The sequence below is a fragment of the Pantoea sp. X-Soil-ISGK-275 genome, assembly GCF_059730795.1.
Genome location: NZ_AP035977.1, coordinates 857,154 through 870,295, shown reverse-complemented (window position 1 = coordinate 870,295; position 13,142 = coordinate 857,154). Strand labels below are relative to the sequence as shown.

14 protein-coding genes are annotated in these 13,142 nt (G+C 55.5%); 10 read left to right on the top strand and 4 right to left on the bottom strand.

Annotated elements, in window-relative coordinates:
* Nucleotides 1-438: 438 nt before the first annotated feature.
* The 4 genes from AC6I8A_RS23530 (at nt 439) to AC6I8A_RS23515 (ending at nt 5,265) form a co-directional block, all read left to right on the top strand.
* The gene (locus AC6I8A_RS23530) at nt 439-1,815 is read left to right on the top strand and encodes an aldehyde dehydrogenase family protein (protein WP_497819335.1); all 1,377 of its coding nucleotides are present in this window, start codon (nt 439-441) and stop codon (nt 1,813-1,815) included.
* Between the two features lie 168 nt (nt 1,816-1,983).
* On the top strand, nt 1,984-3,258 hold the full coding sequence (locus tag AC6I8A_RS23525) for a nucleoside permease (protein WP_293792469.1): 1,275 nt from the start codon (nt 1,984-1,986) through the stop codon (nt 3,256-3,258).
* 11 nt (nt 3,259-3,269) lie between these two features.
* The gene (locus AC6I8A_RS23520; protein ID WP_497819334.1) at nt 3,270-4,298 is read left to right on the top strand and encodes an ADP-ribosylglycohydrolase family protein; all 1,029 of its coding nucleotides are present in this window, start codon (nt 3,270-3,272) and stop codon (nt 4,296-4,298) included.
* Nucleotides 4,285-5,265: a PfkB family carbohydrate kinase gene (locus tag AC6I8A_RS23515; RefSeq protein WP_497819333.1), complete on the top strand. Its 981-nt coding sequence runs from the start codon at nt 4,285-4,287 to the stop codon at nt 5,263-5,265. Before AC6I8A_RS23520 ends, AC6I8A_RS23515 begins: the two co-directional genes overlap by 14 nt.
* Here the strand turns inward: AC6I8A_RS23515 and AC6I8A_RS23510 are convergent.
* The gene (locus tag AC6I8A_RS23510; RefSeq protein ID WP_265301932.1) at nt 5,252-5,992 is read right to left on the bottom strand and encodes a GntR family transcriptional regulator; all 741 of its coding nucleotides are present in this window, start codon (nt 5,990-5,992) and stop codon (nt 5,252-5,254) included. The two genes, AC6I8A_RS23515 and AC6I8A_RS23510, sit on opposite strands and share 14 nt — an antisense overlap.
* 162 nt (nt 5,993-6,154) lie before the next feature.
* Between AC6I8A_RS23510 and AC6I8A_RS23505 the strand changes: the two genes are divergently transcribed.
* Together AC6I8A_RS23505 and AC6I8A_RS23500 are read left to right on the top strand one after the other, a co-directional pair.
* Nucleotides 6,155-6,577, top strand: a complete 423-nt coding sequence (locus AC6I8A_RS23505; protein WP_265302191.1) for a type II toxin-antitoxin system RelE/ParE family toxin — start codon at nt 6,155-6,157, stop codon at nt 6,575-6,577.
* Complete coding sequence (locus AC6I8A_RS23500) at nt 6,531-6,848, top strand: helix-turn-helix domain-containing protein (protein ID WP_256699067.1); 318 nt, start codon at nt 6,531-6,533, stop codon at nt 6,846-6,848. The genes AC6I8A_RS23505 and AC6I8A_RS23500 overlap by 47 nt, the downstream gene beginning before the upstream one ends.
* Nucleotides 6,849-6,889: 41 nt before the next feature.
* Here the strand turns inward: AC6I8A_RS23500 and AC6I8A_RS23495 are convergent, their stop codons facing one another.
* Entirely contained in the window at nt 6,890-7,075 is a 186-nt protein-coding gene (locus tag AC6I8A_RS23495) for a tautomerase family protein (RefSeq protein WP_007886101.1), read from the bottom strand.
* A gap of 167 nt (nt 7,076-7,242) precedes the next feature.
* Between AC6I8A_RS23495 and AC6I8A_RS23490 the strand changes: the two genes are divergently transcribed.
* From AC6I8A_RS23490 to AC6I8A_RS23475, 4 genes are read left to right on the top strand one after another with little or no spacing between them, the layout of a single operon-like run.
* Nucleotides 7,243-8,769: an ABC transporter substrate-binding protein gene (locus AC6I8A_RS23490; protein WP_497819332.1), complete on the top strand. Its 1,527-nt coding sequence runs from the start codon at nt 7,243-7,245 to the stop codon at nt 8,767-8,769.
* Nucleotides 8,769-9,704, top strand: coding sequence for an ABC transporter permease (locus tag AC6I8A_RS23485; RefSeq protein ID WP_497819351.1), 936 nt, complete (start codon nt 8,769-8,771; stop codon nt 9,702-9,704). Before AC6I8A_RS23490 ends, AC6I8A_RS23485 begins: the two co-directional genes overlap by 1 nt.
* Nucleotides 9,701-10,486, top strand: coding sequence for an ABC transporter permease (locus AC6I8A_RS23480; protein ID WP_436331770.1), 786 nt, complete (start codon nt 9,701-9,703; stop codon nt 10,484-10,486). The genes AC6I8A_RS23485 and AC6I8A_RS23480 overlap by 4 nt, the downstream gene beginning before the upstream one ends.
* Entirely contained in the window at nt 10,483-11,886 is a 1,404-nt protein-coding gene (locus AC6I8A_RS23475; protein ID WP_497819331.1) for an ABC transporter ATP-binding protein, read from the top strand. The genes AC6I8A_RS23480 and AC6I8A_RS23475 overlap by 4 nt, the downstream gene beginning before the upstream one ends.
* On the opposite strand, the gene AC6I8A_RS23470 is transcribed toward AC6I8A_RS23475, so the two are convergent.
* Nucleotides 11,883-12,404 (bottom strand): GNAT family N-acetyltransferase, encoded by a 522-nt coding sequence (locus AC6I8A_RS23470; protein WP_436331772.1) that lies wholly within the window; start codon nt 12,402-12,404, stop codon nt 11,883-11,885. The genes AC6I8A_RS23475 and AC6I8A_RS23470 overlap by 4 nt on opposite strands.
* A gap of 140 nt (nt 12,405-12,544) precedes the next feature.
* A complete protein-coding gene (locus tag AC6I8A_RS23465; protein ID WP_061719009.1) occupies nt 12,545-13,093 on the bottom strand; it encodes a helix-turn-helix domain-containing protein in 549 nt (182 codons plus the stop codon).
* Nucleotides 13,094-13,142 lie beyond the last annotated feature (49 nt).

Below are 13,142 nucleotides of genomic sequence, written 5' to 3'. Positions count from 1 at the left end.
ATTACAGTGAACATTAACACTGTTTATAGTGAACATTCTACTCTCTATAGTGAATAAACTACTGACTCCAGTGAACACTTTACTCATTATAGTGAACACGAGCACCTTCTGAGCCCTTGTGGGGTGCGGTCTGCGACGATCGGGGATCTCTTAGGATCTCTTTAAGATCTCTATATGATCTTTCTTTAAGATCTATTCACTGTATAACTTAATAACGCCAGGACTGAAGCGGCTTTCGACACGCAAAACGTTTAAAATAACCGCATCGCGATAACATCCTATTCGATCCCACCAAATCATCAGTTCTATGCGATCAAGATCCTGATAATTCTCCTTAAATGAACAACTTCCTCATTATTATTCATTTTTAAGAAACCTTTACACGGCGTAAGGTGAGCACCATTGAACATCACATCACTTATGACGAGGACATCTTTCATGACTGACAACGTTATCTCCCGCAACCCAACTACCGGCGAAATCATCGCAACCTATCCGCTGCAAAGCGCAGCTGAACTGGAAGCCGCATTGCAGCAAAGTGCTGATGCCTTCGCAGAGTGGCGCTATACGGCAATGCCGCAGCGAGTCAAAGTACTGCGTCAACTGGCAGAACAGATTCGCCAACGACAAGATGAGTTGGCAACCATGGCGACGCTGGAAATGGGTAAGCCAATCGCTCAGGCACGTGCTGAAGTACTGAAATGTGCCAATCTCTGTGACTGGTATGCGGAACATGGTCCGGCGATCCTTGCCGATAAACCCACGCTGGTGGAAAACCAGCAAGCGTGGCAGTCATTTCGCCCGCTCGGTGTAATCCTTGCAGTGATGCCATGGAACTTCCCTTACTGGCAGGTTCTGCGCGGCGCAGTCAGCATGTTACTGGCGGGTAATACCTATGTGCTGAAACATGCACCAAGCGTAATGGGATCCGCCAATCTGATGACGTCACTGTTTGATGCCACCGATCTGCCTAAAGGCGGCTTCACTGTGATCAATGTCGATAATGATGGCGTTTCGGCCGCGATCAAAGATCCGCGTATTGCCGCTGTAGCGGTAACCGGCAGCGTGCGTGCAGGCGGAGCTATTGCAGCGCAAGCCGGTGCAGTATTGAAAAAAACCGTGCTGGAACTGGGCGGCGCGGATCCTTTCATTGTGCTGGCAGATGCAGACCTTGATGCTGCAGTGGCCTCAGCGGTCACAGGACGCTACCAGAACACCGGACAGGTCTGCATGGCAGCCAAGCGCTTCATCATTGAAGAAAGCGTCGCAGAAGCGTTTGAGGCGCGTTTCAGCGCAGCGGTACAGGCATTGAATATCGGCGATCCTTTGGCAGAAGAAACCTATATCGGCCCGATGGCGCGTTACGATCTGCGTGATGAGCTGGATAATCAGGTGCAGCAGACCATCAAGGAGGGCGCCCGTCTGGTATTAGGCGGCCATAAGATCGACGGCCCAGGCAACTATTACGCCCCAACGATCCTCGCAGATGTCACGCCAGCCATGACTGCTTTCCAGCAGGAGATCTTTGGCCCGGTCGCTGCGATTACCGTCGCTCGTGATGCACAACACGCCCTTGAGCTGGCCAACGACAGCGAGTTCGGTCTTAGTGCAACGTTGTGGAGCGGCAACGAAGCACTGGCCAACGAACTGGCGGAAAAACTGGAGACCGGCGCGGTGTTTATCAACGGCAATGGCGCGTCAGATCCGCGTGTTGCGATTGGTGGCGTGAAGAAGAGCGGCTATGGTCGTGAACTGTCGAGCTTTGGTGTCCACGAATTCTGCAACATTCAGACGGTATGGAAAAACCGCCGCTAAATATTATCGGGCGCATTATTCGCGCCCTCATTCCCATCCCTCCTGCCTCAGACCGTTGCACATCGGTTAAAATGTTGTGGACGAGTTCAAAAAAACCACTACTGGTATTATAAAGGTATTATTACTGGTGTTAGATTTGCCTCCACCTACACCGGGGAATCCTTTTAAATGAAAACAACAATCCCAAAACTGTCGTTCATGATGTTTCTTGAGTGGTTTATCTGGGGCGCATGGTTTGTACCGCTCTGGGCATTTCTCAGCAAAAATGGCTTCTCGCCAGTTGAGATCGCCTGGTGCTACGCCTGTACCTCGATAGCCGCCATCCTGTCGCCGATCCTTGTCGGATCGCTGGCCGATCGCTTCTTTCAGGCGCAAAAAGTGTTGTCACTGCTCACCATCATCGGCTCGATCCTGATGTTCTTTGCAGCTCAGCAAACCCACTTCGGCGGCTTCTTCCCGCTGTTGTTGCTGTATGCGCTCACTTACATGCCAACCATTGCCTTAACCAATAGCATCGCGTTTTCGCACGTTGCGGATGTGGAGCGTGATTACCCACGCATTCGCGTTATGGGGACACTTGGCTGGATTGCCTCTGGCATCGTTTGTGGTTTCCTGCCGCCGCTGCTGGGCTATGGCGATATTTCAGCCAGCAACGTGCCGTTATTGATCACTGCGGCAAGTTCGCTGTTGCTCGGCATTTTTGCCCTGACGCTACCCGCGACCGAGCCGAAAAGCACCGGCAAATTCAGCCTTCGCGTCGCGCTTGGCCTGGATGCGCTGCATCTGCTGAAGGATCGCAGCTTCCTCGTCTTCTTCGTCTGCTCCTTCCTGTTCAGCATGCCGCTGGCGTTTTACTACATCTTTGCCGAAGGCTATCTGACGGAAGTCGGCTTGCCGCATGCCACCGGCTGGATGACGCTCGGTCAGGTTTCGGAAATCTTCTTCCTGCTGGCGCTGCCGTTCTTCATTAAACGCTTTGGCATCGGTAAAGTGCTGCTGCTGGGATTGACTACCGCCGCGTTACGATACGTGTTCTTTGTGTTCGGCGGCGATCAAAACATGCTGACGTACGGCTTGCTGTTCATGGGCATTCTGCTGCACGGCGTCAGCTACGATTTCTACTTCATCACTGCTTACATTTACGTTGATAAGAAAGCGCCAGTGGCAATGCGTAACGCCGCGCAAGGGCTGATCACACTCGCCTGTCAGGGCATCGGTAGCCTGCTCGGTTACCGCCTGGGCGGCTATCTGATGCAGGAGATGTTTGCCTACGACCAACCCCGCAACGGCCAGACTTTCAACTGGGCCGGCATGTGGATGTTTGGCAGCGTGATGATCGTAATGATCACCATCGCCTTTATCGTCCTGTTCCGCGACGGTAAAAAACGCAGCGATGAGCTTACCGCTTTCGATAATTCAGCAACCGCTGACAGCCATAAATAAGGGATTTCACCATGACGATGACAACGCAAGAAAAACGGATTTTAGGCGCGTTTTACGGCCAGGCGCTGGGCGATGCGATGGGCATGCCATCGGAATTGTGGCCACGATCGCGCGTGAAGCAGCACTTCGGCTGGATCGATCGCTTCCTGCCTGGTCCGGCTGAAAACAATGCCGCCTGCTACTTTGGCCGGGCGGCCTTTACCGATGACACGTCCATGGCGCTGGCATTGGCTGATGCGATCGTCTCTCACGATGGTGAGATCAACGCGGAAACCATCGGCGCAAATATTTTGCACTGGGCCGAGTCGTTTGATGCCTTTAACAAGAACGTACTTGGACCGACTTCAAAAATCGCGCTCAACGCGATGAAAGCAGGGACGCCGGTGTCGCAGCTGGAAAATAAAGGCATGACCAACGGCGCAGCAATGCGCGTGTCCCCGCTCGGCTGTCTACTGCCAGCACGCGATTTATCCGCTTTCATTGATGCCGTCGCACTGGCGTCGAGCCCAACGCACAAATCGGATGTCGCGATTTCCGGCGCGACGGTGATTGCGTGGGCGGTTTCGCGTGCTATTGATGGTGCCAGCTGGACAACGATCCGCGATGAACTGCCTACGATTGCACGCGCGGCGCAGGAGATGCGTGTTACCACCTTTAGCGCATCAATGGCGGCACGCCTCGAACTGGCGTTGAGCGTTGTCGTGCAGGGCAGGGGCGTGGAATCTACGATGCAGCAGATTTACGATCTGGTTGGCACCGGCACCAGCACCATTGAATCGGTACCGGCGGCGATTGCGATGGTGCAATTAGCTGAAACCGATCCGAATCGCTGCGCGATCCTTTGCGCTAACCTCGGCGGCGATACCGATACCATCGGCGCGATGGCGGTGGCGATTTGCGGTGCGCTGCATGGCATCGACAGTATTGATGTTGCCCTGAAAGCCGAGCTGGATGCCGCTAACGCGCTGGATTTCACCCGCTACAGCGCCGCATTTACGCGTTTCCGCCAGCAGCGCGAGGCCGCTTATGCTGACGCCTGATGATCTGCAGAGACTCGAAGGCCGTCTGCCTGTGTGCGTGATTGGTGCGGCGGTGGTGGATGTGATTGCTGATGCTTACTCGTTGCCACATCGTGGCAGCGATGTTGAGCTCCACCAGCAGGGTGTCAACGTGGGCGGCTGTGCGCTGAACGTGGCGATTGCGCTGCACCGGCTTGGCATCCCGTCCATCAACGCGCTACCGCTCGGTAACGGCCCCTGGGCGAGCATTGTGCGGCAGAAGTTGACGGAATATGGCATTCACAGCGTGCTGGAAACCGCGAAGGGCGATAACGGCTGGTGTTTAGCGTTGGTGGAACCCGATGGCGAGCGCACATTTCTGTCAGTGAGCGGCGTTGAAAATCAGTGGGATGCAGCACTGCTCGATACGCTGCCGCAGCCGGCTAATCGCTGGATCTACCTTTCCGGCTATCAGCTCACCAGCAAAAGCGGTGATGTGATGATCGACTGGCTGGAGCAGCAAAGCCAGCCGTATCAATTGTTAGTGGATTTCGGTCCACGTCTGGCGGATATCGGCGATGCGCAGTTTGAACGCATTATGGCGCGCCGTCCACTGATTACAGTGAACAGACAGGAAGCCGAACTGCTGTGGCATGAACGTTTGAATCAAACAGAACCCTTTGATGCACATCAGTTAATGTCGCGCTGGCGGCAGCGCTTTGGTGGCGCGATGGTAGTGCGACTCGATAGCGAAGGTGCCGGCTTCGTTGACGCGAATACGCAAGGTTGGATACCGGCATTGCCGACAAAAGTGGTCGATACCATCGGCGCAGGCGACAGCCACGCGGGCGGATTATTGGCGGGATTGGCGTCGGGTTGGTTGCTGGGTGAAAGCGTTGCGCTGGGCAATGCGGTGGCGTCTTATGTGGTGTCACAGCGCGGCGGGGATTGCGCGCCCGATCGCGCCACATTAACGGCTTATTGGCAGCAGCGCCTTACTCCGCAATAAACACATACATATCGCTACGACAGTAGCTAATGCTGTATTCCAGCGGATTGCCCTGCGCATCTAACGCCAGCTGCTTGATCACCAAAACAGGCACGTTGTCGGGTAGGGCGATCTGCAGCTGGAGCGCCTCATCTGGCATGCGAGCACTTACTCTGCTTTGTGACTTAACCGGCAGAATTTGCTGCTGATGGAAATAATCGTACAGCGAAATCCCAATCTCGTCTGCATCGGCGATATAGCGCGCCGGCACCCAGGATTCTTCTACCGACACCGCTTGCTGATCGACATAGCGAATACGCTTCAGTAAATAAACCTCGCTGCCTTTACTCAACCCGAGCTTTTCGGCGATTTCTGCGTCGCAATGGATTTTGCTTTTGTTAATCCACACGGTGTCGGGCTTTTTACCGCGCAATACCGCTTGTTGCGACAAGCCTTTCGGTTCTTTAAGCGAATACTCAAACTGGCTGCAGATCTGCGTGCCGTAGCCACGAGAACGCAACACCACGCCCTCTTTTTCCAGCGCATCCATGGCTTTACGCACGGTGATACGCGAAATGCTCAGTGACTGGCTGAAGTCACGCTCACTTGGCAGGATCTCTTCATGCACTAACACGCCATCGCGCACCGCATCTTTAATTGCAGTGGCAAAGCGTTTGTACAGCGGCGTGCGGCTTTCATCGGCAAGGGTAGAAGTCAGCCGCGAAAATAGTGCAGTTTGATCGGTCATAGCGGGCGGGTTCACTCATTCTGGTAAGCGGCAGAACGTCTATGATACTGAGTTTTAGGCTATTGGGATACGCCAGCAAATGCATGAAAATTGACCTAGCCCGTAAGCAAGACTATAGTAATGCTTACGGGTTAAAAAGAGGCAAGGAAGCGACCATGGGGGATTTATCTTACGCCAGAATTTCAGGAAGAGCGTTTAAGAGCACGCATCAGCGATAAAATTTTGTGCAAGGCAGCGATGTCCATTTTCGCGGGACTTCATGGTGATTGCCTGGGCCGATTTACTTATAAGAAGCGAGTCGGTTTACCAGGCGTCGGTGCTTCTGATGGTGCGCGCTGCATAGTATTTTTCAATGATGGGAAAAATCTTTACTTCTTTGATATGTATTTAAAAAGCCAGCTTTCGAAGAAGAAAGGTAAAGAGTTAGAAGACGATGAAATTGATGCATATTGCAGCATCGCGCGAGATTTTATTGCTATGCCAGACGAGCTAATCGAGGCGTTAATTAAAGCAAAAGAGTTAATTGAGGTAACCTGTAATGACTGGACGTTTAAAAAAAATTCAGAGCATGGCGCAACGCTATAACCAGCTTGGCGCAGTGCAAGATGAAACAGTTGCCGAAATTAATGCTGCCATAGAAGCACGTAACATTCCTCCAGTGCGTACGATGAGTGGCATAGAAATTAAAGCGGTGCGACTGCGCTGGAATATGTCGCAAGCTGCCCTGGCGTTAACCACCGGAATGTCTGTGGAAAGCGTATCCAAATGGGAGCGCAACGAAAGCAAGCCAAATAAAGCGGCATTACGCATTCTCAACACGATTGAAGATAAAGGGCCGGCCGTCTTTATCCTCTAAATAATAAAAGCCCCATTGGGGCTTTTATGCATATACCCGACTCAGCGCTCATCAAACGGCACGCCGCCTTTCGACTTATGATGTTTTGGCGTTTCGATAATGGAAACTGTCACCGAATTAGCGTCGATCTCAAACGAATCGGCCACCGCTGCGGTGACGGCTCTCAACAACTTTTTCTTCTGCTCAACCGTGCGACCTTCCGCTGCATACACAACAATTTCTGGCATCTTTGCTGCTCCTGAAAGTAAACGTAAGTTTTCAGCATACCGCAGCCAACGCCCTGCGTGCAGCGTCAATCACCTATGTTTGCAGGCAATCTGTGTTGAAATGTGTATTGTTATGTTATAACGTAATTAACCCTTTTAATATGTAGCGGATTCAGTCGGAAATCATAATGAAATCAATGAAAAATTTGCTTATCGCTTCGGCGTTAGGCCTGGCTTCTTACGCCTCAATGGCGGCTGAACATCAGGATAAACCGGTGCGCATTGCGGCACCGTTTGAAATTAAAGGCACCGATCCGGCGCTCTCCGGCGACATTTTGTTGCGTATGGATGTGGTGGAAACGCTGGTGGAAGTGAACGAAAGGGCCGAGCCCATTCCGGCGCTGGCGCAAAGCTGGCAGGTATCGGCAGATGGTTTGCAATGGCAATTGAATTTGCGTCCCAACGTGCGTTTTCATGATGGATCGCCACTGGATGCAGCCGCAGTGGTAAAATCTCTCAACACCGCGCGCAGCAAAGCGGGTCTGCTGGATAAAACGCCGATTGCCGCTATCAGGGGGGAAGGGCAGCGCGTCACCATCACCTTGAGCGAACCATTTACGCCGCTGCTTTCGGTGTTAGCAGAGAGCCGTTCCCAGATTCTGGCGTTGGCTAGCTGGGATGCGCAGGACAACATCACCCGCATCATCGGCAGCGGCCCGTTTATGCTGACATCGTTCCAGCCGCCGCAATCGCTGGCAGTAAAACGTTTTGACGATTACTGGGGCGAAAAGCCGGCGATTGCGGCCGCCAGCTATCTCTCTTCCGGACGCGCCGAAACCCGCGCCTTGCTGGCGGAAAGCGGCGACGCGGATTACGTCTTCAACCTGGATGCCGCCAGCCGTCAGCGTTTGGCGCGCAAGCCATCGCTGCAACTTCCTGCTATTCCAGTGCCACGCACGCTGATGCTTAAACTGAATGCGGGCGATCCGCTGTTAGCTGAACAGCCGGTGCGTGCTGCGATCAGTATGGCGATTGATCGTAACGCGCTGGCGATGGCGGTGCTGCGTTATCCGGGCGCGGCCAGCCAGTTATTCCCGCCGAATATGGGCGAATGGCACAACAGCGCACTGCAACCGCTGCAATTTAATCCGCAGCTGGCGGCACAACAGCTGCAAGCGACGGGCTGGACACTGGGCGCGGACGGCGTGTTAACGCGCAACGGCCAGCGCTTCAGCGTGACGCTGCTGACGTTCCCCGATCGTCCCGAACTGCCGCTGATGGCGATGGTTATTCAGCAGCAGCTGCGTAAAGTCGGTATTGAAGTGAAGATCAACTCCACCAACGCCAGCGAAATTCCAGCGCAGCATCACAGCAATCGACTGCAACTGGCGCTGTTTTCCCGTAATTTTGCGCTCACGCCTGACCCAACCGGCACGTTACTGCAGGATTATGCGGAAAAGGGCGGCGACTGGGGCGCGATGAACTGGCATCCGGCCGGTTTTAGCGCGGCGTTGCACACCTTAACGCAATCCACCGATACCGCCGAACGTGCGCAGGCGCGTAACCTGATCACCGCCTCCTTACAGCAGGATTTACCGGTGATCCCGATTGCCTGGTATCAGCAATCAGCCGCGATCAACAGCAAGTTGAAAAACGTCACGCTCGATCCGTTTGAACGCCACTTTGGTCTGCGTCAAATGCAGTGGGAGCAATGATGATCAAGCTTTTGGGCTGGCGCCTGATACAGGCGGCTTTCGTGGTGCTGGCAGTAGGTTTACTCACCTGGTTTCTGGTGCAGGCCTTGCCCGGCGACATGGCGTGGCGCATTGCCAGCGGGCGTTATGGCTACGATCGTGTGGATGCCAACGCGGTGGCGCTGGTGCAGCAGGAACTGATCGGCTCGTTGCATCAGGGCAGCGCGTTGCTGCACTGGCTATTCGATCTGCTGCAGTTCAACTTTGGTCGTTCACTGGTGTCCGGCGAACCGGTGATGGATGAACTGCGCTGGCAGCTGAGTCAAACGCTGGCGCTGGCAGGAACATCACTGTTACTGACGATTCTCTTCACCTTGCCGCTGGGCATTTGGGCGGGATGTCACGCCAATGGCAAGCTCGATCGCGCGCTGTTCTGGCTGAGTGCGCTGCTGAAATCGGTGCCGCATTTTGCCCTTGGCATGCTGCTGATTGTGTTACTGGCGCTGCAGCTCGCTTGGCTGCCCAGCGCCGGGCATGGCGAGCTGCGTCATTTTCTGTTGCCATCGTTAACGCTGGCATTGTCGCTCACCGCAGTGGGCGTGCGCGTAGTGCGTGAAGCGACTTATCAGGTGGTCACGTCAGGCCATTACCGCTGGGGCGCGCAGAAGGGGTTAGCATCCAAAACGCTAATGCGTCGTCACGGCATGCGTAATCTGGCATCGCCGGTGTTGACCTGGTTTGGTATGCAGTTTGTCTGGCTGGTGGAAGGCGTGGTGGTGGTGGAAACGCTGTTTGCCTGGCCCGGCATTGGTCACGCGCTGGTGCATGCCATCTTTGCCCGCGATGTGCCGGTGATTCAGGCCAGCGCCATGACGCTCGGACTGCTGTTCGTGCTGCTGAATATGCTGGTGGATGCGGGTTGTTATCTGCTTGATCCCCGAGGAGCACGCGCATGACCATTTCCTTCCCGCGTCTTATTGGCCTGCTGTTGTTGTGCGTGCTGCTTGGCTTCGCCTTCCTGCTGCCCCTGATTCATCACGGCGATCCGCTGGAACAGGATCTGCTGCAGATGCTGCACGCGCCGAGCGGCGGCAATCTTCTCGGATTTGATCATCTGGGCCGCGACATGCTGCCGCGCCTCAGTGCCGCGTTGCGTCTTTCGCTTGGCCTCGCTGCATTATGTGTGATGAGCGCGCTGCTCGCGGGCGTGCTGGCCGGCGTATTCAGCGCGCTGTATGGCGGCTGGCTTGATCGTCTGCTCAGCATGCTCGGCGACATGTGTCTGGCATTGCCGGGATTGCTGCTGGTGTTGCTGTTAGCGGCGATTGCGCCGGATTCTCCCGGCATGTTATGGCTGGGGATTTCGCTGGTGCTGTGGGTGGAATTCTTCCGCGTCACGCGCGCAACCTTGCGTCCGATTGTGCATGCACCCGGCATGCAGGCCTCAACGCTGCTCGGTTTCTCGGCACTCTACCGTTTTCGACGTCATCTGTGGCCCGCGTTAGCGCCGGTATTAACTACGTTGACACTGTTCGCGTTCAGCAGCGCCATCATGGCGGTATCGGCGCTCGGGTTTATCAGCGTCGGTGTTCGTCCGCCTACGCCAGAACTGGGATTGATGATGACCGAACTGCTGCCGTTCGCCTGGGAAGCCCCGTGGCTGTTAATGCAGCCGGTAATCGCGCTGTTTCTGCTGTTGATCAGCCTGAATCTGTTGATGAAAAAGGAGAGCAAATGAAAGGATTACAGGTTATTGGCATCAGCGTCACAACCGCCAGCGCCACGCTGGTGGAACCGGTTGATTTCACCTTGCAGCCCGGCCAACCGCTGACCTTGCTGGGGGAAACCGGTTCAGGAAAAAGCCTGCTGGCGCAAGCGATCATGGGCATTTTTCCCGATGAATTGCAGGCCAACGGCACGCTGATCATCAACGATCAACGTTTTGCCCTGCCGCAGGATGCCGGATTGCTGCGCGAATTATGGGGCCGCACGTTAGCGTCGCTGCCGCAGGAGCCGTGGCTATCGCTGGATCCCACCATGTCAGTGCAGCAGCAGGTTGCAGAAGGCTATCGTTATGTACGTGGACAAGCGAAAGCTGCCAGCTTAATCGCCGCGCGTCGCGATTTACAGCAGCTTGGTTTACTGGACGCGGCGCCGCGTTTTCCGTGGCAACTCTCCGGCGGGATGGCGCAACGTGCCGCGTTTGCCGCCGCACGGGCAGGCGGCGCGGAGATACTGATTGCCGATGAGCCAACTAAAGGGCTGGATGTGGCGCGTCGCGATGAGGTCGCGGCTTTGCTGCGCCGGGAAGTGGCCGACGGCGGCACACTGCTCACCATCACCCACGACATTGCGCTGGCCCGTCAGTTGGGCGGTGAGGTTATCGTGATGCATAAAGGCAAGGTGATCGAGCAGGGCAGGGCGGAACAGGTGCTACATGCGCCGCAGCAGCGGTACACGCGTGAATTACTTGCCGCCGATCCCGCCGCCTGGCCTGCACGGCAACAAACTATTGTTGGCAGCAAAGTGGTGGTGAGTGCTGAGGGCATTCGCATACAGCGCGGCGGCAAACCGCTCGGCGTGCCGCAAAACTTCACGCTGCACGCCGGGGAAATCGTGGGATTACACGGTGCCAGCGGCAGCGGAAAAAGTAGCTTTGGAGATGTGCTGCTCGGTCTGCTGACGCCGCAGCAAGGTAATGTTACGCGCCATGCGGCGGTCGATGCGCTGAAATACCAGAAGATTTATCAGGATCCGTCAGCGCTGTTTCCACCGACCCGCACGCTGGCACAAAGCCTCGACGATGTGTTGCGCCGTCATCGCATTGCCTCCACGCGACGGGATGCGCTAATGGAGCAATTGGCGCTGGCGCCGGAACTGCTGACGCGTCGGCCCGATTCGTTATCGGGCGGCGAACTGCAGCGCTTCTCGCTGTTACGCGTGATGCTGCTCGATCCGGTATTTCTGTTTGCCGATGAACCCACATCGCGTCTTGATCCACTGGTGCAGCAGCAAACCATCCAGCTCATCACCTCGCTGGCGCGTGAGCAACAGTGCGCGGTATTGCTGGTAAGCCACGATCGCGATCTGCTGGAAAAGGGCACGCATCGGGTGATCGCGATGGAAGACGTCGCTTAACGCTCTGGCGGCTGGCTATCGCCGTGACCGAGTGAACGCTGCATCACCACGGTGTCGAGCCAGCGGCCATGTTTGAATCCCACCGATTTCATTACACCGGTGTGCTCAAAACCGAGCGCCCGGTGTAGTCCCAGCGATCCTGCATTCTCGCTATCGCCAATAATCGCGATGATTTGGCGAAATCCCGCCGCTTCCGCTAGCGCAATGGCTTTGTGTAACAGCGCGCGACCAATGCCTCTGCCGGTTTGCTGCTGATCGAGGTAAATCGAATCCTCCAGCGTAAAGCGATAGGCATAACGCGGGCGATACGGCGCCAGATAGCAGTAGCCCAGCACCTGATCATCCTCCTGCGCCACCAGCCAAAAACCGCCGCGCTGCTGCACTTCCTGCACGCGATTCTGCATTTCGCTCGTTGAAGGCGGTTCGGTTTCAAAAGTCGCGGTGCCGTGTAGCACATGCCAGGCGTAGATTTTCTGAATGGCAGCGGCGTGATGAGGTCGGGCGGGAATAATGTCCATATGTTCCTGATTCTTAGCGGAGAAAACCACAGCATGCCACCGCGCCGCACGCGAATCATCGGATTTAACAATAGGAAATTCTGATGGCTAACCTTCTGTGCCGTAGAGTCGCCATTGATGGCGACCTGAACAACCACAACTCAATTCTGCTCAGACAATTGCACCGCCATGGTATCCGCCTCTAAAGCCTCGAACACATGCGGTTCATCGGCGGGATAGCAAATATAGTCGCCTGGATGCAGCTCGACCGGCGCATCGCGCGGTCCCACCAGCGCACGGCCACGCGCGATGATCACATGCTCCACCGAGCCCGGCGGATGCGGTTTTGAGTCGCGCGGTGCGCCAGGTTGGCTGGTGACCAGATAGAGATCGCGGCGTCCGCCGGGCGGGCAACTTGCCAGCAATGCCGCCTGATAATCCGCCATCTCCGCTGAAACGATCATGCCTTCGCCACGGCGAATTACCTGCAATCGCTTCACTTCCGGCTCCATCAAACGCGCGAAAGGAATATTCAACGCCACACACAGCGCCCACAACGTTTCAAGGCTGGGATTGCCGTTGCCCGCTTCGAGCTGCGACAGCGTAGATTTAGCGATCCCGGCGCGACGCGCCACTTCTGTCAGTGAAAGCCCTGCGCGCTGGCGTTCGCGCAGTAATCCGACAGCAATAATATCAATTGGCGTGGTCAAACCCTCTCCTGTTCTTTATATCGAACGATTTGTTCGTCTTGTAAAACAA

Coding starts and splice junctions, on each gene's coding strand:
- AC6I8A_RS23485 (WP_497819351.1), top strand. CDS start 8,769: ATGATCAAGCTTTTGGGCTGGCGCCTGATACAGGCGGCTTTCGTGGTG.
- AC6I8A_RS23480 (WP_436331770.1), top strand. CDS start 9,701: ATGACCATTTCCTTCCCGCGTCTTATTGGCCTGCTGTTGTTGTGCGTG.
- AC6I8A_RS23490 (WP_497819332.1), top strand. CDS start 7,243: ATGAAATCAATGAAAAATTTGCTTATCGCTTCGGCGTTAGGCCTGGCT.
- AC6I8A_RS23525 (WP_293792469.1), top strand. CDS start 1,984: ATGAAAACAACAATCCCAAAACTGTCGTTCATGATGTTTCTTGAGTGG.
- AC6I8A_RS23520 (WP_497819334.1), top strand. CDS start 3,270: ATGACGATGACAACGCAAGAAAAACGGATTTTAGGCGCGTTTTACGGC.
- AC6I8A_RS23510 (WP_265301932.1), bottom strand. CDS start 5,992: ATGACCGATCAAACTGCACTATTTTCGCGGCTGACTTCTACCCTTGCC.
- AC6I8A_RS23495 (WP_007886101.1), bottom strand. CDS start 7,075: ATGCCAGAAATTGTTGTGTATGCAGCGGAAGGTCGCACGGTTGAGCAG.
- AC6I8A_RS23470 (WP_436331772.1), bottom strand. CDS start 12,404: ATGGACATTATTCCCGCCCGACCTCATCACGCCGCTGCCATTCAGAAA.
- AC6I8A_RS23475 (WP_497819331.1), top strand. CDS start 10,483: ATGAAAGGATTACAGGTTATTGGCATCAGCGTCACAACCGCCAGCGCC.
- AC6I8A_RS23515 (WP_497819333.1), top strand. CDS start 4,285: ATGCTGACGCCTGATGATCTGCAGAGACTCGAAGGCCGTCTGCCTGTG.
- AC6I8A_RS23500 (WP_256699067.1), top strand. CDS start 6,531: ATGACTGGACGTTTAAAAAAAATTCAGAGCATGGCGCAACGCTATAAC.
- AC6I8A_RS23530 (WP_497819335.1), top strand. CDS start 439: ATGACTGACAACGTTATCTCCCGCAACCCAACTACCGGCGAAATCATC.